Annotated in this window: 21 protein-coding genes and 2 other annotated features; of the genes, 7 read left to right on the top strand and 14 right to left on the bottom strand. The window is 54.3% G+C overall.

All coding sequences use genetic code 11. From position 1 onward, the window contains the following. Positions 1 to 160: 160 nt before the first annotated feature. Positions 161 to 395, bottom strand: a sequence feature (16S ribosomal RNA rRNA prediction is too short). 290 nt (positions 396 to 685) lie between these two features. The 3 genes from clpB to rluD form a co-directional block, all read right to left on the bottom strand. After that, positions 686 to 3,259, bottom strand: a complete 2,574-nt coding sequence (gene clpB / locus GY169_RS05690; protein ID WP_167575211.1) for an ATP-dependent chaperone ClpB — start codon at positions 3,257 to 3,259, stop codon at positions 686 to 688. Between the two features lie 130 nt (positions 3,260 to 3,389). Then, positions 3,390 to 4,121, bottom strand: a complete 732-nt coding sequence (yfiH, locus tag GY169_RS05685; protein ID WP_167575210.1) for a purine nucleoside phosphorylase YfiH — start codon at positions 4,119 to 4,121, stop codon at positions 3,390 to 3,392. After that, on the bottom strand, positions 4,118 to 5,098 hold the full coding sequence (gene rluD / locus GY169_RS05680; protein WP_163448362.1) for a 23S rRNA pseudouridine(1911/1915/1917) synthase RluD: 981 nt from the start codon (positions 5,096 to 5,098) through the stop codon (positions 4,118 to 4,120). Before rluD ends, yfiH begins: the two co-directional genes overlap by 4 nt. Positions 5,099 to 5,230: 132 nt before the next feature. On the opposite strand from rluD, the gene bamD reads away from it, so the two are divergent. The 4 genes from bamD (at position 5,231) to pheA (ending at position 8,016) form a co-directional block, all read left to right on the top strand. Further along, positions 5,231 to 5,974, top strand: coding sequence for an outer membrane protein assembly factor BamD (bamD, locus tag GY169_RS05675; RefSeq protein ID WP_064543397.1), 744 nt, complete (start codon positions 5,231 to 5,233; stop codon positions 5,972 to 5,974). Positions 5,975 to 6,247: 273 nt separating this feature from the next. Beyond that, entirely contained in the window at positions 6,248 to 6,589 is a 342-nt protein-coding gene (gene raiA / locus GY169_RS05670) for a ribosome-associated translation inhibitor RaiA (protein ID WP_064543378.1), read from the top strand. Between the two features lie 117 nt (positions 6,590 to 6,706). Next, positions 6,707 to 6,832 (top strand) — a sequence feature (Phe leader region). Then, positions 6,708 to 6,755, top strand: a complete 48-nt coding sequence (gene pheL / locus GY169_RS23395) for a pheA operon leader peptide PheL (protein ID WP_121497579.1) — start codon at positions 6,708 to 6,710, stop codon at positions 6,753 to 6,755. It overlaps the preceding feature by 48 nt. Before the next feature lie 23 nt (positions 6,833 to 6,855). After that, entirely contained in the window at positions 6,856 to 8,016 is a 1,161-nt protein-coding gene (gene pheA / locus GY169_RS05665) for a bifunctional chorismate mutase/prephenate dehydratase (protein WP_163448369.1), read from the top strand. On the opposite strand, the gene GY169_RS05660 is transcribed toward pheA, so the two are convergent. The 10 genes from GY169_RS05660 to ffh form a co-directional block, all read right to left on the bottom strand. Then, the gene (locus GY169_RS05660; RefSeq protein WP_167575209.1) at positions 8,013 to 8,885 is read right to left on the bottom strand and encodes an SMP-30/gluconolactonase/LRE family protein; all 873 of its coding nucleotides are present in this window, start codon (positions 8,883 to 8,885) and stop codon (positions 8,013 to 8,015) included. The two genes, pheA and GY169_RS05660, sit on opposite strands and share 4 nt — an antisense overlap. A gap of 64 nt (positions 8,886 to 8,949) precedes the next feature. Next, positions 8,950 to 10,071, bottom strand: a complete 1,122-nt coding sequence (gene tyrA / locus GY169_RS05655) for a bifunctional chorismate mutase/prephenate dehydrogenase (protein WP_167575208.1) — start codon at positions 10,069 to 10,071, stop codon at positions 8,950 to 8,952. Between the two features lie 9 nt (positions 10,072 to 10,080). Then, a complete protein-coding gene (gene aroF, locus GY169_RS05650; RefSeq protein WP_064543372.1) occupies positions 10,081 to 11,151 on the bottom strand; it encodes a 3-deoxy-7-phosphoheptulonate synthase AroF in 1,071 nt (356 codons plus the stop codon). A 227-nt stretch (positions 11,152 to 11,378) separates the two neighbouring features. Further along, the gene (locus GY169_RS05645) at positions 11,379 to 12,749 is read right to left on the bottom strand and encodes a PepSY-associated TM helix domain-containing protein (protein WP_167575207.1); all 1,371 of its coding nucleotides are present in this window, start codon (positions 12,747 to 12,749) and stop codon (positions 11,379 to 11,381) included. A 56-nt stretch (positions 12,750 to 12,805) separates the two neighbouring features. Beyond that, positions 12,806 to 13,207: a DUF2946 domain-containing protein gene (locus GY169_RS05640; protein WP_223882145.1), complete on the bottom strand. Its 402-nt coding sequence runs from the start codon at positions 13,205 to 13,207 to the stop codon at positions 12,806 to 12,808. A 131-nt stretch (positions 13,208 to 13,338) separates the two neighbouring features. Further along, on the bottom strand, positions 13,339 to 13,686 hold the full coding sequence (gene rplS, locus GY169_RS05635) for a 50S ribosomal protein L19 (RefSeq protein ID WP_006687325.1): 348 nt from the start codon (positions 13,684 to 13,686) through the stop codon (positions 13,339 to 13,341). Positions 13,687 to 13,727: 41 nt separating this feature from the next. Next, entirely contained in the window at positions 13,728 to 14,495 is a 768-nt protein-coding gene (trmD, locus tag GY169_RS05630) for a tRNA (guanosine(37)-N1)-methyltransferase TrmD (RefSeq protein WP_064543366.1), read from the bottom strand. Between the two features lie 30 nt (positions 14,496 to 14,525). Then, a complete protein-coding gene (gene rimM / locus GY169_RS05625; RefSeq protein WP_035894946.1) occupies positions 14,526 to 15,074 on the bottom strand; it encodes a ribosome maturation factor RimM in 549 nt (182 codons plus the stop codon). Positions 15,075 to 15,092: 18 nt separating this feature from the next. After that, on the bottom strand, positions 15,093 to 15,341 hold the full coding sequence (gene rpsP / locus GY169_RS05620) for a 30S ribosomal protein S16 (protein WP_064543364.1): 249 nt from the start codon (positions 15,339 to 15,341) through the stop codon (positions 15,093 to 15,095). 109 nt (positions 15,342 to 15,450) lie between these two features. After that, positions 15,451 to 16,815, bottom strand: a complete 1,365-nt coding sequence (gene ffh / locus GY169_RS05615; RefSeq protein WP_064543362.1) for a signal recognition particle protein — start codon at positions 16,813 to 16,815, stop codon at positions 15,451 to 15,453. 224 nt (positions 16,816 to 17,039) lie between these two features. On the opposite strand from ffh, the gene GY169_RS05610 reads away from it, so the two are divergent. Continuing rightward, positions 17,040 to 17,831, top strand: coding sequence for an inner membrane protein YpjD (locus GY169_RS05610; RefSeq protein ID WP_163448355.1), 792 nt, complete (start codon positions 17,040 to 17,042; stop codon positions 17,829 to 17,831). A gap of 16 nt (positions 17,832 to 17,847) precedes the next feature. Further along, entirely contained in the window at positions 17,848 to 19,134 is a 1,287-nt protein-coding gene (locus GY169_RS05605; protein WP_163448353.1) for an HlyC/CorC family transporter, read from the top strand. Between the two features lie 42 nt (positions 19,135 to 19,176). On the opposite strand, the gene grpE is transcribed toward GY169_RS05605, so the two are convergent. Then, positions 19,177 to 19,770: a nucleotide exchange factor GrpE gene (gene grpE, locus GY169_RS05600; RefSeq protein WP_167575206.1), complete on the bottom strand. Its 594-nt coding sequence runs from the start codon at positions 19,768 to 19,770 to the stop codon at positions 19,177 to 19,179. Between the two features lie 121 nt (positions 19,771 to 19,891). Between grpE and nadK the strand changes: the two genes are divergently transcribed. Further along, positions 19,892 to 20,770, top strand: coding sequence for an NAD(+) kinase (nadK, locus tag GY169_RS05595; protein WP_064543386.1), 879 nt, complete (start codon positions 19,892 to 19,894; stop codon positions 20,768 to 20,770). The last annotated feature ends 74 nt before the right edge of the window (positions 20,771 to 20,844 follow it).

Raw genomic sequence — 20,844 nt, 5'->3', positions numbered from 1 at the left:
TCATCGCCTCTGACTGCCAGGGCATCCACCGTGTACGCTTAGTCGCTTAACCTCACAACCCGAAGATGTTTCACTTCTGATTGCGAAAATTTGAGAGACTCGAACACACCGCTTATCTGTTCTTATTACGGAGAACAGACACAGTGTGTCGTTTCAAGCTTGCACCCTCCGTATTACCGCGGCTGCTGGCACGGAGTTAGCCGGTGCTTCTTCTGCGAGTAACGTCAATCGCTGCGGTTATTAACCACAACGCCTTCCTCCTCGCTGAAAGTACTTTACAACCCGAAGGCCTTCTTCATACACGCGGCATGGATTTTTCGTCTTGCGACGTTAAGAATCCGTATCTTCGAGTGCCCACACAGATTGTCTGATAAATTGTTAAAGAGCAGCGCCGCTTCGCTTTTTCTCAGCGGCGCGGGGTGTGCATAATACGCCACCCTGCTACGAAGTCAAGCGTTTATTTTCGCTTTCTTCGCCGACGTTCTCAGGAGAACCTCGTTGACCCGGCGGCTTGTTTGCCGTTGTTCCGTGTCAGTGGAGGCGCATTATAGGGAGAAAATGAGAAGCCGCAAGCATAAAATAGAAAAAAGTTTTCACACGCTCATTTTTCATTCAATTATCTTATTTTTGCCTGGTTTTTAAACAAAAACGAGCCCCGTAGGGCTCGTTTTCTTCTTTTTGTGACTTACTGCACTGCCACAATCTGATCGTCTTTCACTTCCAGGCGAATGGTTTTACCCGGCAACAGCTCGCCAGACAAGATTTGCTGTGCCAGCGGGTTCTCAATCTGCTGCTGGATAGCACGTTTCAGCGGACGTGCGCCATACACCGGATCGTAACCATTTTTACTCAGCAGTTGCAGAGCTTCGTCGGAGATCTGTGTTTCATAGCCACGTTCTTCCAGACGTTTGTACAAACGCTGCAGCTGAATCTGCGCAATCGACGCAATGTGTTTTTCACCCAACGGATGGAAAACAACCACTTCATCAATACGGTTGATGAACTCTGGACGGAAGCTGTGGCTGACCACGCCCAGTACCAGATCTTTCATATGCCCGTAGTCCAGTTCACCGAAGCGCTCCTGAATCAGGTCAGAACCGAGGTTAGAGGTCATGATGACCACCGTGTTACGGAAGTCGACCGTTCTCCCCTGCCCGTCGGTCAGACGACCATCGTCCAGAACCTGCAGCAGAATGTTGAACACATCCGGATGCGCTTTCTCTACTTCATCCAGCAGGATGACGGAGTAAGGGCGACGACGCACCGCTTCTGTCAGATAACCGCCCTCTTCATAACCGACATATCCCGGAGGCGCGCCCACGAGACGAGACACGGAGTGTTTCTCCATAAACTCGGACATGTCGATACGCACCATCGCGTCATCGCTGTCGAACATAAAGTTAGCCAGCGCTTTACACAGTTCGGTTTTACCTACCCCGGTTGGCCCCAGGAACAGGAATGAACCAATCGGACGGTTCGGGTCAGACAGCCCTGCACGGCTACGGCGAATCGCGTTAGAGACCGCTTCAACCGCTTCGTTCTGGCCAATCACGCGGCTATGCAGATCCTGCTCCATACGCAGCAGCTTCTCACGCTCACCTTCCAGCATACGGGCCACCGGAATACCGGTCCAACGCGCCAGTACTTCGGCAATCTCCGCATCCGTCACCTTATTACGCAGCAGGCGCATGGTTTTGCCTTCGGACAGCGTCGCCGCTTCCAACTGTTTTTCCAGTTCCGGAATTTTGCCGTACTGCAGCTCGGACATCCGCGCCAGGTCACCGACACGACGCGCCTGTTCGATGGCGATTTTCGCTTGCTCCAGCTCCGCTTTGATAGTTTGCGTCCCAGAGAGTGACGCTTTTTCCGCTTTCCACTCTTCTTCTAACTCAGAGTACTGACGCTCTTTATCGCTCAGCTCGTCGTTCAGCATGTCGAGACGTTTCTTACTCGCCTCGTCAGACTCTTTCATCAGCGCCTGCTGTTCCAGCTTCAACTGAATGATACGGCGATCGAGACGGTCGAGCTCTTCCGGCTTCGAGTCAATCTGCATACGAATGCTGGAAGCCGCTTCATCGATAAGATCGATGGCTTTATCCGGCAACTGACGGTCAGCAATATAGCGGTGAGAGAGCGTCGCCGCCGCGACAATCGCCGGGTCGGTGATCTGCACGTGGTGATGCAGTTCATAACGCTCTTTCAGGCCACGCAAAATCGCAATGGTGTCCTCCACCGACGGCTCTGCCACGAACACTTTCTGGAAGCGACGTTCCAGCGCCGCATCTTTTTCGATGTACTGACGATATTCATCCAGCGTGGTCGCACCGACGCAGTGCAGTTCCCCGCGCGCCAGCGCCGGTTTCAGCATATTACCGGCATCCATGGCGCCATCGGCTTTACCCGCGCCAACCATGGTGTGCAGCTCGTCGATAAACAGGATGACGTTGCCTTCCTGTTTTGCCAGATCGTTCAGCACGCCTTTCAGACGCTCTTCAAACTCACCACGATATTTCGCCCCAGCCACCAGCGCGCCCATATCCAACGCCAGCACGCGGCGGCCTTTCAAGCCTTCCGGCACTTCACCGTTGATAATACGTTGCGCCAGCCCTTCAACAATGGCGGTTTTACCGACGCCCGGCTCACCGATCAACACGGGGTTATTTTTGGTACGACGTTGCAGTACCTGGATGGTACGACGAATTTCTTCATCACGGCCGATCACCGGGTCGAGCTTACCTTGCTCGGCGCGTTCAGTCAGATCGACAGTGTATTTTTTCAATGCCTGACGTTGGTCCTCGGCACCCTGGTCATTCACGCTTTCACCTCCACGCATCTGTTCAATTGCCTGAGTGATATTGGCGGTAGTTGCGCCCGCGGTTTTTAGCAGGTCGGTCAGAGTGCCACGAGACTCAAGCGCCGCCAGAACGAACAGTTCTGACGAAATAAAGTTATCGCCGCGTTTTTGCGCCAGCTTGTCGCAAAGATTCAGCACGCGCATCAGATCCTGAGACGGCTGCACGTCTCCCCCGGTGCCTTCCACCTGAGGTAAACGGCTCAGCGCCTGATCGATAGCCGTGCGTAGCTGGCCGGCATTAATGCCCGCGGATGTTAATAAAGGACGTACCGAGCCCCCTTCCTGATTCAGCAAGGCGCTCATTAAATGAAGAGGTTCGATAAATTGGTTGTCGTGCCCCAGTGCGAGTGACTGAGCATCGGCAAGAGCAAGCTGGAATTTATTGGTAAGACGATCCAGACGCATGACTCCTCCCATATATAGGTCAATTTTGCTACAGGAGATTAAATGAGGTCATCCCTCAATTATTCAAGGTTAAATGACCTGGTCTATGAGAAAAAAATGTCTGCCTTCTGGATCGTCTTGATTCTATAGGTTATATCAGCCAGATGAAACTTGCCATACGACCCGTAATACGGTCGCGGCGATAAGAGAAAAAATCATCCTTTTCGCTGAACGTACAGCGGTCGCCGCCAAAGACGGCGGTGACGCCAATATTCCCTAAACGCTGGCGTGCCAAAAGATAGATGTCGGCATAATATTTTTCGCCTGCTGGACGAAATGCGCTAACCGCGTTGACGTCTTTGGCCATAAACGCTTCACGCACTTCCGGGCCGACTTCAAAAGCCTGCGGACCAATCGCCGGGCCAAACCAGGCAAGGATATTTTCAGGAGTGTCTTTGAAGCAGGCGATGGTCTCTTCCAGCACGCCGTCGCATAAACCGCGCCAGCCCGCATGTGCAGCGGCCACTTCCGTTCCAGCTTTATTGCAAAACAGAACCGGAAGGCAATCGGCCGTCATCACCGCGCACACTGTCCCGGGCGTATTACTGTAGGAGGCATCCGCACGCTTCGAAGCATAAGGCTCGCCGGTCAGATGCAGCACATCTTTACCGTGCACCTGCTCCAGCCACACCGGTTTCGACGGCAGTTGGCCCACCGCAAACATACGCTTACGGTTCTCCTCAACGTGTTCGGGATTATCACCACAGTGAGCGCCGAGATTGAGTGAATCCCACGCGCCTTCACTGACGCCACCGACGCGCGTTGAACTACAGGCGGCCACGCCTTGCGGCAGCGGCCATTCCGGGACAATGATTTTGGTCATAACCAGTCTACGTCATCCTTATGTTCTTCAAAATCGGCACGCATCGCGGCGATCAAATCGACCATATCCTGCGGGATAGGCGCATGCCATTCCATTTCAATCCCCGAGATCGGGTGATAGAGACGCAGCATAGTCGCATGCAGCGCCTGGCGGTCAAACTTACGCAGTACGGAAATGAACTCATCCGACGCGCCTTTTGGCGGACGCGGACGGCCACCGTAGACCTGATCGCCCACCAGCGGATGGGTGATGTGCGCCATGTGCACGCGGATCTGGTGCGTACGCCCGGTTTCCAGACGCAGTCGCAGACGCGTGTGCACACGGAAGTGTTCCATAATACGATAGTGCGTTACCGCCGGTTTCCCCATCGGGTGAACCGCCATGTGCGTACGTTTGGTCGGGTGACGGCTAATCGGTTCCTCAACGGTACCGCCCGCAGTCATGTGACCAATCGCCACCGCTTCATACTCGCGGGTAATCTCGCGCAGCTGCAGTGATTCCACCAGACGCGTTTGCGCCGGAACGGTTTTGGCCACCACCATTAAACCGGTGGTGTCTTTATCCAGACGGTGGACGATGCCCGCACGCGGCACATCGGCAATCGGCGGATAGTAATGCAGCAGCGCATTCAGCACCGTGCCATCCGGGTTACCGGCGCCCGGGTGAACGACCAGGTCGCGCGGCTTATTGATGACGAGGATATCATCATCTTCATATACAATATCGAGTGGGATATCCTGCGCTTCAAAGCGGATCTCTTCGTCGATTTCAGCATCGATAGCGACGGACTCGCCACCCATGACTTTTTCTTTCGGCTTGTCTGAAACTTTGCCATTGACCTGAACGCGCTGGTCGAGGATCCACTCTTTTATGCGCGATCGCGAATAATCAGGGAACATTTCGGCCAAAGCCTGATCTAAGCGTTGACCGAGTTGTGACTCGGACACCGTTGCGGTGAGTTGTACTCGTTGTGCCATATACAGCTTCTTCGTTAACGTTGGGTTTTTACGGCTTCGCCGTTTAATATAGTGTGCTATTGTAGCTGGTCTTAATCGGGAACAGGAACTGTGAATATCCCGTATAAACATTTTGAGGAAAGTCAAAACGTCATGACGCGCATGAAATATCTGGTGGCAGCGGCCACGTTGAGCCTGGCTTTGGCGGGGTGCTCTGGTTCAAAGGAAGAGGTTCCTGATAATCCGCCTAATGAAATCTACGCAACTGCTCAGCAAAAGCTGCAGGACGGTAACTGGAAACAGGCAATAACGCAACTGGAAGCGTTGGATAACCGCTATCCGTTCGGGCCATATTCTCAACAGGTACAGCTGGATCTGATCTACGCATACTACAAAAATGCCGATCTGCCGCTGGCTCAGGCCGCCATTGACCGTTTCATTCGTCTGAACCCGACGCACCCGAACATCGACTACGTGATGTACATGCGCGGCTTAACCAACATGGCGCTGGACGATAGCGCGCTGCAGGGCTTCTTTGGCGTAGACCGCTCCGACCGCGATCCGCAGCACGCCCGTGACGCATTTAACGACTTCTCGAAGCTGGTGCGCGGCTACCCGAACAGTCAATACGTCACCGACGCCAACAAACGTCTTATCTTCCTGAAAGACCGTCTGGCGAAGTATGAACTTTCCGTTGTTGATTACTACACCGCCCGCGGCGCGTGGGTTGCTGTCGTAAACCGCGTCGAAAACATGATGCGTAACTTCCCGGATACTCAGGCGACTCGCGATGCTCTGCCGAAGATGGAAAATGCCTACCGCGAAATGCAGATGACGGCACAGGCTGATAAAGTCGCGAAAATCATTGCCGCCAACGGCAAAAGCACTCAGTCCTGATTCAAACCTTTTAGAAAGCAAAACGGCAGCCCGATGGCTGCCGTTTTTTTATTCGTTTTAATGACTTGCTGAAGCGGTTTAGCGCCAGGTTATCCTATCAAATATGGCTGTATTTTCCCGAATCGACAAGTAAAAAATCACTTCTTCCTGTCTTGACTCACAAAATGAATGCGCTGACAAAAAGTGACAAAATAATGTGATCTTTATCACACATTTTAAGCAAATCCGAGGTATGCTGGAATCACCAAGACGGAAAGACAAGAGGTAAAATTTATGACAATGAACATTACCAGTAAACAAATGGAAATTACTCCGGCTATTCGCCAGCATGTCGCAGACCGTCTCGCAAAATTGGAAAAATGGCAAACCCACTTAATCAACCCGCATATCATTCTGTCCAAAGAGCCACAGGGATTTGTAGCGGACGCCACGATGAACACCCCGAACGGGCATCTGGTCGCCAGTGCGAAACATGAAGATATGTACACCGCCATTAACGAATTGATCAACAAGCTGGAACGGCAGCTCAATAAGGTGCAACACAAAGGGGAAGCCCGTCGCGCCGCAACGTCGGTGAAAGACGCAAGCTTCGTAGAAGAAGTTGAAGAAGAGTAAACTGAACTTTGTACTTTAATGTGTATCGCCAACGCGCCTTCGGGCGCGTTTTTTATTGACAGAACGAAAACAGAACGAGTACTGTAAAACCTCATCACGCTAAGGATTTAACCTGATAGTGAAACTTCTACCGTTTTTCTTCGCATTCTTTTTTACCTTCCCCTGAATGGGAGGCGTTTCGTCGTGTGATAAAGAATGCGAAGACGAACAATAAGGCCTCCCACACCGGGGGGCCTTTTTTATTGATAACAAGAAAGGCAAACATGATGACTTCGGAAAACCCGTTACTGGCGATACGCGATAAGATAAGCGCCCTTGATGAGAAATTAGTGAGCCTGCTGGCCGAGCGCCGTGGTCTGGCTATTGAGGTCGGTAAAGCCAAGCTGGCCTCTCACCGCCCGGTCCGCGACATCGATCGCGAGCGTGATCTGCTGGAGCGCTTGATTACGCTGGGCAAAACCCACCAGCTTGACGCGCACTACATCACCCGCCTGTTCCAGCTCATCATTGAAGATTCCGTGCTTACCCAGCAAACGCTGCTCCAGCAGCACCTGAATAAGATTAACCCACATTCAGCGCGTATCGCGTTTCTGGGCCCGAAAGGTTCCTACTCGCATCTGGCGGCCCGCCAGTACGCGGCCCGCCACTTTGAGCAGTTCATCGAAAGCGGCTGCCTGAAGTTTGCCGATATCTTTAACCAGGTTGAGACCGGTCAGGCTGACTACGCCGTGGTGCCGATTGAAAACACCAGCTCCGGCGGTATTAACGACGTCTACGACCTGCTGCAACACACTAGCCTGTCGATCGTGGGTGAAATGACGGTCCCTATCGACCACTGCGTGCTGGTAAACGGTACAACCACACTCGACACCATTGAGACGGTGTATAGCCACCCGCAGCCGTTCCAGCAGTGCAGCCAGTTCCTGAGCCATTATCCGCAGTGGAAAATTGAGTACACCGAGAGCACCTCGGCAGCAATGGAGAAAGTGGCGCAGGCCAACTCACCAACCGTCGCGGCTCTGGGCAGCGAAGCCGGCGGCAAGCTGTATGGTTTGCAGGTGCTGGAACACTGCCAGGCCAATCAGACGCAGAACATCACACGTTTTCTGGTGCTGGCGCGCAAGGCGGTGAACGTCTCCGACCAGGTGCCAGCGAAAACCACCCTGCTGATCGCCACCGGGCAGCAGGCCGGTGCGCTGGTTGAAGCGCTGCTGGTATTGCGTAATCACAACCTGATCATGACCAAGCTCGAATCGCGCCCGATTCACGGCAATCCGTGGGAAGAGATGTTTTATCTCGACGTCCAGGCGAACCTGGACGCGCTGCCGATGCAAAAGGCGCTGAAAGAGCTTTCCGGTATTACCCGCTCGATGAAAGTGCTGGGTTGCTACCCAAGCGAAAACGTCGTACCGGTCGACCCGGTCTAACGTTCGATAAAAGGCCGTTTCTTCATCCCTGCCACCGCCACAGGCAGGGTGAAGATAGCGCCGGACAGTGGATACTTCGCCACCTCATCAGCCGACATATTCTCACGCGTCGTGGTAATAAACAGCGTACGCATATCCGCGCCACCGAAACAGACCATTGTCGGGCAACGCACCGGCAGACGATATTCCGCAAGCTGCTCTCCCGTTGGCGAGAAGCGAGCCACTCGCCAGCCGTCAAACATCGCGCTCCAGTAACAGCCTTCTTCATCGATGGCCGCGCCGTCCGGGATCCCCTCACCGTCTTTAAACAAGCGGAAAATCTCCCGAGTTCCCGGCTCGCCGTCGGCGTCCAACGGCGTACGATAAATCACCCCGTTCGGCGTATCCGAGGTGTACATCCAGCGTTTATCCGCGCTGAATGCCAGACCATTCGCGCCGTGAATATCACACTGAATCACCTTTGGTCTCAGTTGGTTATCGACCCTCACCAACAGCGCACCGTTGTAGTCACCCGGCCCCCAGAAGGTACCGGCATAAAAACGTCCATCGCGATCGGTGCCGCCGTCATTAAAGCGCGCCAGCTGTGGATTGCTTGGGTTATCGCAGATTTTATGCTGGAGCAGACCGCGGCTATCGGCAAGCCAGATTGCGCTGCGTAGCGCGACGATAAAGCCCCCCTTCTCCCGCAGCGCAAAACAGCCCACCTCTTCCGGGAACTGTAAGATCTGGTGGTCGCCCGTTGCGGGCACATAGCGGTGAATTTCACACTCCATGATGTCCGCCCAGTACAACGCCTGCTCGGCGTCACTCCAGGTCGGGCATTCCGGCAGATGTCCGGTGTAATCAAACAGCAGGTTTGCTTCAGCCATCGTCTTCATCCCATAAAAAAAGCCAGAGGATTTCCCCTGGCTTTCAAGTATATACAGTTTTCGGTTACTGCCGACTGTCATTCGCCTGGCGTAACAGGACGCGGCTCTCACTCTGGAAACGCTGCGCGTAGTCGCCGAACCAGTGTTCCACCTTACGGAAGCTGTCGATAAACGCCTGCTTATCGCCCTGCTCCAGCAGGCCAATTGCCTCGCCAAAGCGCTGGTAGTAGCGTTTGATCAGCGCCAGGTTGTTGCCGGACGACATAATAATGTCGGCGTACAGCTGCGGATCCTGGGCAAACAGACGGCCTACCATCGCCAGCTCCAGGCGGTAGATCGGTGAAGAGAGCGCCAGCAGTTGTTCCAACTGCACGTTCTCTTCCGCCAGATGCAGGCCATAGGCGAAAGTCGCAAAGTGACGCAGCGCCTGGATAAACGCCATATTCTGGTCATGCTCAACCGCGCTGATACGGTGCAAACGCGCGCCCCAAACCTGAATCTGCTCAAGGAACCACTGGTAGGCTTCAGGCTGGCGACCATCGCAGTAGACCACCACCTGTTTGGCCAGGCTGCCGCTGTCAGGGCCAAACATCGGGTGCAGCCCCACAACAGGCCCCGAATGTGCCGACAGCATCGCCTGAATCGGCCCGGCTTTCACCGAGGCCAGATCCACCAGAATGCAGTCCGCAGGTAATGGCGGCAGCTTCGCAATCACCTGTTCAGTCACATGGATTGGCACGCTGACGATGACCATACCGGCATCCGCCACCATTTCTGGCGCGTTTGCCCAGTCTTCTTTTTCCAACGTCCGCACCTGGTAGCCGGACAGGGTCAGCATTTTTTCAAACAGCCGCCCCATCTGGCCGCCGCCGCCGACAATCACCACCGGGCGCAGCGACGGACAGAGCGTTTTGAAGCCTTTGTCGTTTTCGCTGGAGTAGGACTCGCGCATCACCCGACGCAGCACGTCTTCAATCAAATCCGGCGGCACGCCTAATGCGGCAGCCTCTTTGCGACGCGAAGCCAGCATTGAAGCCTCACGTTCCGGAACATAAATCGGCAGGCCGTACTGGCTTTTGACTTCGCCAACTTCCGCCACCAGTTCCAGACGCTTCGCCAGCAGGTTCAGCAGCGCCTTATCCACTTCATCAATTTGATCGCGTAGCGCGGTCAGTTCAGCAACCATACAATCCTCTTACGCCAGACGAGCCGCCAGATGGCCGCGTAAATCCTTGTCGAGCTCACGCAGCAGCGCATCGGTTGTTTCCCAGCTGATGCATGCATCGGTTACCGATACGCCGTATTTCATATCACAGCGCGGCTGCTCGGAAGACTGATTGCCTTCGTGAATATTGCTCTCAATCATCAGACCAATAATGGAACGGTTACCGTCCTTGATCTGCGCGACAACGGATTCCGCTACCGCAGGCTGACGACGGTAGTCTTTATTGGAATTACCATGACTGCAATCTACCATCAGCGATGCGCGCAGTCCCGCCTGTTCCATCTCTTTTTCACACTGCGCGACATCTTCCGGGCCGTAGTTCGGCTTTTTACCACCGCGCAGAATTACGTGACCATCCGGGTTACCCTGAGTGCGCAGCAGGCAAACCTGACCGGCCTGGTTGATACCCACGAAACGGTGCGGCATCGCCGCTGCGCGCATCGCGTTGATGGCGGTCGCCAGCGAGCCATCGGTGCCGTTTTTGAAACCGACCGGCATTGACAGGCCAGAAGCCATTTCGCGGTGAGTTTGTGATTCTGTGGTACGCGCGCCAATCGCTGACCAGCTGAACAGATCGCCCAGGTACTGCGGGCTGTTCGGATCCAGCGCTTCGGTTGCCAGCGGCAGCCCCATGCTGACCAGTTCAACCAACAGACGACGGGCAATTTTCAGTCCGCCTTCCACATCAAACGAGCCATCCATGTGCGGATCGTTGATAAGCCCTTTCCAGCCGACGGTGGTACGCGGCTTCTCAAAATAGACGCGCATCACCAGGTAGAGGCTATCGCTGACCTCTTCCGCCAGTGTTTTAAATCGACGCGCATATTCGATGGCAGCTTCAGGATCGTGGATGGAGCAAGGCCCACACACTACCAACAGACGCGGATCGCGACCGGAGATAATGTCAGAAATCGTTTTACGTGACTGGGCGATTTGCGCTTCCTGCTCAACGGTGAGCGGGAATTCAGCTTTCAGCTGATCCGGGGTGATCAAAACCTGTTCATCGGCGATATTTACGTTGTTCAGCGCGTCTTTTTGCATGATGGCATTACCTGTTATGGCTCGTTTGCGATAGTTGTTTCCTCAATGAGGTGAACTCACAATATCACAACGAGTAAAGATATCAATCCAAAATACGTAAATTATTATTTACACCACCCTATTAATGGCAAAATAATCGCCGTTAAAGTGTACAATAATAATTACACTTTTAATTAAGAGGTATAAAAAAGGGCGAACGCCAATGCGTTCACCCTGAGTTAAGCGCGCTATTCAGCTACGCGCGATAATCCCTGTGCGACCCTGCTGCGCCAGCGCCCCCAGTCAATGGCAACAAACAGCAGCAAACTTGCCCCCATCACCGGCAACGCCAGACCAAGTGCCACGGTGACGACAAGTGTTACAGTACGCGCAGGCAGCGCCAATGCCAGCCAGTTTTGCGTCAGCGTTTGCAGCGGGCTGATCGATATCTGAGCTGGACGTTTAATCCACCAGAGCCGATAGCCCATCACAATCGCCACGCACAGCGCCAGCCCAAAGGCGATCAACAAAAGCTGGTTTGGTAAACCGAACAGGATCCCCATATGGAAATCAACACCCCAGCGCGTGAGCTTTGCCATCAGCGGGAAATCAGCAAACTGCGTATAGTCGATAATCGCCAGAGAGTGCGGATCAACCGCAACGGCATCGACCTGCGTAGGCCAGCGTCGGTCGATCTCAGTTACCGTCCACGCGCGATCGGCGCTACGCGGCGGGCGGATCTCCAGATGGGTTGCATCGATGCCGCCGCGCTGAGCAACGTTAAGGACGGCATCGATCCGATCCCAGGCGATCGGCGAGGCATGCGGCGTCATCTCGTCAGCATGGCCGCGATGCTCCGCATGAGGATCCATCGCCATCATCTCACCGCCGTGCAGTTGGGTATTGACCTGCGGTGTCAGCCAATCAAAAGCAGCGCGCAGCTTATCGACATTCCCTCCGGCCCACTGCGACCAGGTTAAGCCGGTGGCGGAGAACAGCAGCATCCCCGCCAGTAGACACCAGCCAAGGGTGACATGAACGCGGCGCGTATTCTGCAGACGATTTTTGATACGCCGCTTAGGGCGGGTAAAGGCCCAAAGAACGATTCCCCCCAACGCCGCCACCCACATCCACGAGGCGGCCAGCTCGCTGTACAAACGCCCCATATCCCCCAGCAGCAGCGAGCGATGCGCATAATCAATCCACTGACGCAGCGGTAAAATACCGCTGGTGCCATAGACCGTCATATCGCCTTTCACCGCCAACGTTACCGGATCAACAAAGATGGCGCGATTTTCCGAGGCCTGAAGCGCCGGATCGGCAAACATCACGCGTGTGGTTTCACCCGCTTCCAACGCAGGTCGAACGGCGCTCAGACGCAACGGCGTATTCAATGCGCGTTCCGCAGCCGAAATCTGCACGGCTATTGGCTGCCGCTCTCCGCCAACGGTGCCGTGTAGCGCATCGCGATACAACAGGTTCTCTAGCTGCGGTGTGGCGACATACAGTGTGCCCGTCAGGGCCGCGACGAAAATAAATGGCCCAACAAACAGACCGATAAAAAAATGCAGGCGGCGCAGCAGGTGCACCCAAGCCGCCCGCGAGGTGCAGGTTGTCATACTCTTCCTTCATACATGCGAAAAGAGGTGTGACGCTAAAGCGTCATTTATCATTTTTAAGCAGGTAAAGCAGACAAACGCGGCGGCGCGCGGGTATCGGGGAAGAGCCAGGGGAAATAGCGCCAGTGGGTCACCAGCGGCGGGAAAGAGGTAATCGTCACGCGCAGCAACAGCGCGCACAGCAGTACACACAGCGCCAGCATCATGCCGGGAACATGGGCCAACAGCACGCAGTAGCCACAGGCCTCGCCGTGGTCGATGGGCATACTGTCCGGCATCGAATGATGAGTGGGCATTGGCATACTCATCTCATGGTGCATACCGGGCATCGCGCTCATCGGCGATTGCTGTAGCGACACAGAGACCAGCGGAGCAAAGATAATCAGCGCCATAGCCAACAGCGCAAGCCTGGCGGCCCACTGTTTCAGTGCTGTGATGTTGGATGCTCTGCCGCTCACACTACCCTCCAATGAATGAGGGCATTGTAAATGATTTAACAACCAAATGTTAACGCATGGTGCGTTTGAGGATAAAAAAAGGGCCAGCCTTTCGGCCAGCCCTTTCTAACAGGATGTCGCTTGCGCGAATCTTAGTTAAGACGCTCTTTAATACGAGCAGACTTACCAGTGCGCTCACGCAGGTAGTACAGTTTAGCTTTACGTACAGCACCACGACGTTTAACAGCAATGCTGTCAACTACCGGAGAGTGAGTCTGGAAGACACGCTCAACGCCTTCGCCGTTGGAAATTTTACGAACAGTGAATGCAGAGTGCAGACCGCGGCTACGAATAGCGATAACCACGCCCTCAAATGCCTGCAGACGTTTTTTGGAACCTTCAACAACCCATACTTTCACTTCCACGGTATCACCCGGACGGAAGGAAGGTACGTCCTGCTTCATCTGTTCTTGTTCAAGTTGCTTAATAATGTTGCTCATAATTTAATCTCTTATCCTGGGTAAACTGATATTTGGGGGTCTCAGACCAGCCCATCATGTTTATGTTGCTGTTGCGCGTGTTCCTGTTTGAACTCCGCCAGCAACCTTGCTTGCTCTTCAGTCAGAGCCAGGTTTTCCAGAAGTTCAGGTCTTCTAAGCCAGGAGCGGCCCAGCGACTGCTTCAAACGCCAGCGACGTATCTCGGCATGGTTTCCCGACAGCAGAACCGGCGGTACTTCCATTCCTTCCAACACTTCAGGGCGGGTATAGTGCGGACAGTCCAGCAACCCGTCAGCAAACGAATCTTCGATTGCTGATGCTTCATGACCCAGCACACCCGGAATAAACCGGGAAACGGAGTCGATCAGCGTCATTGCCGGTAACTCTCCACCGCTGAGAACGTAATCGCCGATAGACCATTCTTCGTCAATCTCGGTCTGAATCACGCGCTCATCGATACCTTCGTAGCGACCACATACCAGAATCAGCTTTTGATTCGTGGCCAGTTCGCTGACGCCTGCTTGATCAAGCTTGCGTCCCTGAGGTGACAGATAAATCACCTTTGCGCCTTCACCTGCCGCGGCTTTTGCTGCATGAATGGCGTCCCGTAAAGGTTGTACCATCATTAACATCCCCGGTCCGCCGCCGTAAGGACGATCGTCCACGGTACGGTGCCGGTCATGCGTGAAGTCACGAGGACTCCAGCTCTGGATGCTCAGCAGGCCATTTTTTACTGCCCGGCCAGTTACCCCGTAATCGGTAATTGCGCGGAACATTTCAGGAAACAGGCTAATTATGCCAATCCACATAGCGCCGTCTTTTACCGTTTATCCGGTGGTTTAAAAACCAGGATCCCAATCTACTTCGATAGTACGAGTAGCGAGATCGACTTTCTTGATAACCTGCCCATCGAGGAACGGAACCAACCGCTCCTTGATGCCAAATGCATCTTTCAGGTTTGCCTTAATGACGAGAACGTCATTCGACCCGGTTTCCATCATATCGATGACTTTACCGAGACCGTAGCCTTCCGTGGTCACTACCTGGCAGCCCATCAGGTCTTTCCAGTAATAGCTTCCATCTTCCAGCGCCGGCAGCTGCGAGGAATCCACGATAATTTCGCAGTTCGTCAGCAGATTCGCGGCATCGCGATCGTCAACGCCTTTCAGCTTAATAACGATATCCTGATTGTGGTAGCGCCAGCTTTCCAGCTCAACGGTCTGCCACTGACCCGCCTTCTGGATTAACCAGGGCTGATAGTCAAAAATGCTTTCGGCGTCTTCGGTGGAGGAAAACACTCTGAGCCAACCACGGATACCGTAGGAAGAACCCATTTTCCCCAATACGATCGGATCAACAGGTGCTTGTGCGGTGTGTTGCTTGCTCATCATGACCACCGTGACAGATTAAGCTGCTTTTTTAGCTTCTTTGATCAGCGCAGATACGCGATCAGAGATAGTTGCGCCCTGGCCAACCCAGTGTGCGATACGGTCCAGATCCAGACGGGTGCCTTCTTCCGCGCCAGAAGCGATCGGGTTGAAGAAACCAACGCGCTCGATGAAGCGACCGTTACGTGCGTTACGGCTGTCAGTAACAACAACCTGGTAGAACGGACGCTTTTTAGCGCCGTGACGTGCTAAACGAATAGTTACCATAACATCCTCTTGTGTGAATAGAACAACCGGGCCCCATCGAGGGAAGGGGCCCGGTGTCATATTAAAAGCCCGAAAATTTTACTCATTTTTGGGCAAAATGCAATCCGTATTATCTGCCGGGGAATCCTGGGGGCATCATACCCTTCATTCCGCGCATCATTTTCATCATGCCGCCTTTCGACTTCATCTTTTTCATCATGCGCTGCATGTCGTCGAACTGCTTGAGCAGACGGTTCACGTCCTGCACCTGCAGGCCGCAGCCCTGGGCGATACGACGCTTACGGGAACCTTTGATGATTTCCGGCTTCGCGCGCTCTTTCAGCGTCATCGAGTTGATGATCGCTTCCATACGCACCAGCACTTTGTCATCCATCTGGGATTTGACGTTGTCTGGAATCTGGCCCATGCCCGGCAGTTTGCCCATCAGGCTCGCCATGCCGCCCATGTTTTTCATCTGCTTGAGCTGTTCCAGGAAGTCGTTCAGGTCGAAACCATCGCCCTTCTTCAGCTTGGTCGCCAGCTTCTCAGCCTGCGCGCGGTCAACCTTGCTCTCAATATCTTCGATCAGCGACAGCACGTCGCCCATGCCGAGGATACGGGAAGCGATACGGTCCGGGTGGAACGGCTCCAGCGCTTCGGTTTTCTCGCCGACACCGAGGAATTTAATCGGTTTGCCGGTAATGTGACGAATAGAGAGTGCCGCACCGCCGCGCGCATCGCCGTCGACCTTGGTCAGCACTACGCCGGTCAGCGGCAGCGCTTCGTTAAAGGCCTTGGCGGTGTTTGCCGCATCCTGACCGGTCATCGCGTCGACAACAAACAGGGTTTCAACCGGCTTAATGGCCGCGTGAACCTGCTTGATTTCGTCCATCATCGCTTCGTCAACGTGCAGACGACCAGCGGTATCCACCAGCAGCACGTCGTAGAATTTCAGCTTCGCTTCTTTCAGCGCCGCGTTAACGATATCGATAGGCTTCTGGCCAACGTCAGACGGGAAGAAGTCCACACCAACCTGTTCAGCCAGGGTTTCCAGCTGTTTGATCGCCGCCGGGCGATAAACGTCGGCAGAAACCACCAAGACTTTCTTCTTGTGCTTCTCGCGCAGGAATTTACCCAGCTTACCGACGCTGGTGGTTTTACCCGCACCCTGCAGGCCCGCCATCAGCACGACTGCCGGCGGCTGCGCGGCGAGGTTCAGCGTCTGGTTCTCTTCGCCCATCGCCGAAACCAGTTCGCTACGCACGATTTTGACGAATTCCTGGCCCGGGGTCAGGCTTTTGTTAACTTCATGACCAACCGCTTTTTCTTTTACGCGATTGATAAAATCACGCACTACCGGCAGCGCAACGTCAGCCTCCAGCAGCGCCATGCGCACTTCGCGCAGCGTCTCTTTTACGTTGTCTTCAGTAAGGCGTCCACGGCCACTGATATTGCGCAGCGTGCGCGACAAACGATCGGTTAAATTATCAAACATTGTCTCTCGCCTGGGGTGGAAACGGTGAGTCGCTTACGCGACAAAAAAACGGAAATTTGCGGGAGTATAACACGACACCGGGCGAGTTGTGAGGCCGTGGTTGGCGCTGATATCGCGTAACGTGACGCCATCGCCCTCACACCACCTGTGCGCCTTGATACAACTCGAGGGATTTTGCGTATATACTGCTTCTCTTTCTTCACTTTGACGACTGCCGACTCTTTATGCCTGTGTTTGCCCTGCTCGCGCTTGTTGCCTACTCCATCAGCCTGGCGCTGATCATCCCCGGACTGCTGCAAAAAAACAGCGGCTGGCGGCGTATGGCGATTCTTTCCGCCACCGTGGCGCTGGTGTGCCATGCATTTGCGCTGGAAGCCCGTATCCTGCCGGGCGGTGACAGCGGGCAGAATCTCAGCCTGTTAAACGTTGGCTCGCTGGTGAGCCTGATGATCTGTACGGTGATGACCATCGTTGCTTCGCGTAACCGCGGCTGGCTGCTGTTGCCCATCGTCTATGCCTTCGCGCTGATCAACCTCGCCTTCGCCACCTTTATGCCCAATGAGTTTATTACCCACCTGGAAGCGACGCCGGGGATGATGGTGCATATCGGCCTGTCGCTGTTCTCCTACGCAACGCTGATTATCGCCGCTCTGTATGCGCTACAGCTGGCATGGATTGACTATCAGCTCAAGAATAAGAAGCTGGCGTTCAATCACGAAATGCCGCCGCTGATGGTCATTGAGCGCAAAATGTTTCACATCACCCAGGTTGGCGTCGTTCTGCTCACGCTGACCCTCTGTACCGGCCTGTTTTACATGCATAACCTCTTTAGCATGGAAAATATCGACAAGGCTGTCCTTTCCATCATCGCCTGGTTCGTCTATATCGTGTTGTTATGGGGTCACTATCACGAAGGGTGGCGCGGCCGCCGGGTGGTTTGGTTTAACGTGGCGGGCGCTGGCATTCTGACGCTCGCCTACTTTGGTAGCCGCGTGATTCAACAATTCGTGGGCTAAGTACTAAGGAATTCTCTTGGAACATATCTCTACCACCACGCTGATCGTGACGCTGATCATCATGGTGGTCATCTCCGCCTATTTCTCCGGTTCTGAAACCGGCATGATGACGCTCAATCGCTATCGACTACGTCATCTGGCGAAGCAGGGCGACAAATCCGCGCGGCGAGTTGAAAAGCTGCTGAAAAAGCCTGACCGTCTCATCAGCCTGGTGTTGATTGGCAACAACCTGGTCAACATCCTGGCTTCCGCGCTCGGTACCATTGTCGGCATGCGCCTGTATGGCGATCTGGGCGTCGCCATCGCTACCGGCGTGCTGACCTTTGTGGTACTGGTGTTCGCTGAAGTGCTGCCCAAAACCATCGCCGCGCTCTACCCGGAAAAGGTCGCCTATCCCAGCAGCTTCCTGCTCGCGCCGCTGCAAGTTCTGATGATGCCGCTGGTCTGGCTGCTTAACCTCATCACCCGCATCCTGATGCGCATGATGGGCATTAAAACCGACATCACTATCAGCAGCGCGCTCAGCAAAGATGAGCTGCGCACCATCGTGAATGAATCCCGCTCGCAGATTTCACGCCGCAATCAGGACATGCTGCTGTCGGTGCTGGATCTGGAAAAAGTTAGCGTCGATGACATTATGGTGCCGCGCAACGAAATCGTCGGCATCAACATCAACGACGACTGGAAGTCTATCGTCCGCCAACTTACCCACTCGCCGCATGGTCGCATCGTGCTGTACCGCGATAGTCTCGACGATGCCATCAGTATGCTGCGCGTGCGCGAAGCCTATCGTCTGATGACCGAGAAAAAAGAGTTTACCAAAGAGGTGATGCTGCGCGCCGCCGATGAGATTTACTTCGTGCCAGAGGGAACGCCGCTCAGCACCCAGTTGGTGAAATTCCAGCGCAATAAGAAGAAAGTGGGACTGGTGGTTGACGAATATGGCGATATTCAGGGTCTGGTGACGGTGGAAGACATTCTGGAAGAGATCGTCGGCGACTTCACCACCTCTATGTCACCATCGCTTGCCGAAGAAGTTAACCCGCAAAATGATGGCTCTGTCATTATCGACGGCGGCGCCAACGTGCGCGAACTGAATAAAGCCTTCAACTGGCACCTGCCGGAAGACGAAGCGCGCACCATGAACGGGATGATTGTTGAAGCACTGGAAGAGATTCCGGCTGCAGGCACGCGCGTTCGCATTGCCCAGTATGATATCGATATTCTCGAGGTGCAGGATAACGTGATTAAGCAGGTGCAGGTGAACCCGGTGAAACCGCTGCGGGAAAGCGTGAAGGATTAAAGATATCCCCTCTCCCCGGCAGGGGAGAGGGGAACGCGAAGATTATGCCTTCGCTTTCGCAACAGACACCATCGCCGCGCGAATAGTACGACCGTTCAGGGTGTAACCCTTCTGCATCACCATCAGCACGTTGCCAGCGGCCACTTCGTCAGACTCCACCATCGCAATCGCCTGGTGAACGTTCGGATCCATCGGCACGTCGATATCGGCGACAACCTGCACGCCAAATTTCGCGACCACGTCCAGCATCGACTTACGCGTCAGTTCAATACCTTCGATCATCGCCGCCATCGCGTCGCCGTCTTTGTTGGCCACTTCCAGCGCACGGTCCAGGCTGTCCAGCACCGGCAGCAGTTCGTTGACGAATTTTTCCAGCGCAAACTTGTGCGCCTTCTCAACGTCAATTTCAGTGCGACGACGCAGGTTTTCCATCTCGGCCTTTACACGCAGTACGCTTTCGCGCTCGCGAGTTTCGGCTTCCGCCAACTGCGATTCAAGGTTCGCAATTTTTTCGTCGCGCGGATCCACCTGCTCAGCAGAAGCGTCTGGTTCAACCGCCTCAACTTCTTCGTGCTGATCCATGATAATTTCTTCCGGGGATTGCCCCTCAGGCGTTTTCTGTTCTTTACTACTCATGAATTTCTCCGCGTTTTTTCGCAATCATCTCGCTAACTTGGCTTATTATGGGGATAAGATTTCGGGTTTCAAGGGAAGCTCTCACATTGTCACCAATCTTCGGCACAAGGACATTCAGAAAATGAACAATCATTTCAAGTGTATCGGTATTGTAGGACACCCTCGTCACCCGACGGCCCTGACGACACATGAAATGCTCTATCGCTGGCTGTGCACCAAAGGCCTCGATGTCATTGTTGAGCGCCAGATAGCCCAGGAGCTGAAGCTCGATAATGTGAAAACCGGCACGCTGGCCGAAATTGGTCAAAAAGCGGATCTCGCGGTGGTGGTTGGCGGCGACGGCAATATGCTCGGCGCGGCGCGTACTCTCGCACGCTACGACATCAGCGTCATTGGCATTAACCGCGGCAACCTCGGCTTCCTGACCGACCTTGACCCCGACAACGCCCATCAGCAGCTTGCCGACGTGCTGGACGGCAATTACATTGCTGAAAAGCGCTTCTTACTGGAGGCTCAGGTATGCCAGCAGAACTGCCAGAAGCGGATCAGCACCGCCATCAACGAAGTCGTGCTGCACCCGGGCAAAGTGGCGCACATGATTGAGTTTGAAGTGTATATCGACGAGACCTTCGCCTTCTCCCAGCGTTCCGATGGCCTGATTATCTCCACCCCAACCGGCTCCACCGCCTACTCACTTTCCGCCGGGGGGCCGATTCTCACCCCATCATTAGATGCGATTACTCTGGTGCCAATGTTCCCGCATACGCTCTCCGCGCGCCCGCTGGTGATTAACAGCAACAGCACCATCCGCCTGCGTTTTTCGCACCGTCGCAGCGACCTGGAAATCAGCTGTGATAGCCAGATTGCCCTGCCCATCCAGGAAGGCGAAGACGTATTGATCCGCCGCAGCGACTATCACCTGAATCTCATTCACCCTAAAGACTACAGCTATTTCAATACATTAAGCACAAAACTTGGCTGGTCAAAAAAATTGTTCTAATTTTATCGCCGCCTCTTTACTGGATAAAAAACCAGTCTATACTGTATGAAAACACAGTTATGGGTTTTCATACA

It is taken from the genome of Kluyvera genomosp. 3 (genome assembly GCF_011765685.1).
Classification (GTDB): Bacteria; Pseudomonadota; Gammaproteobacteria; order Enterobacterales; family Enterobacteriaceae; genus Kluyvera; species Kluyvera georgiana_A.
The sequence above is the reverse complement of the archived record's forward strand: the minus strand, read 5'-3'. Positions and strand labels throughout refer to the sequence as shown.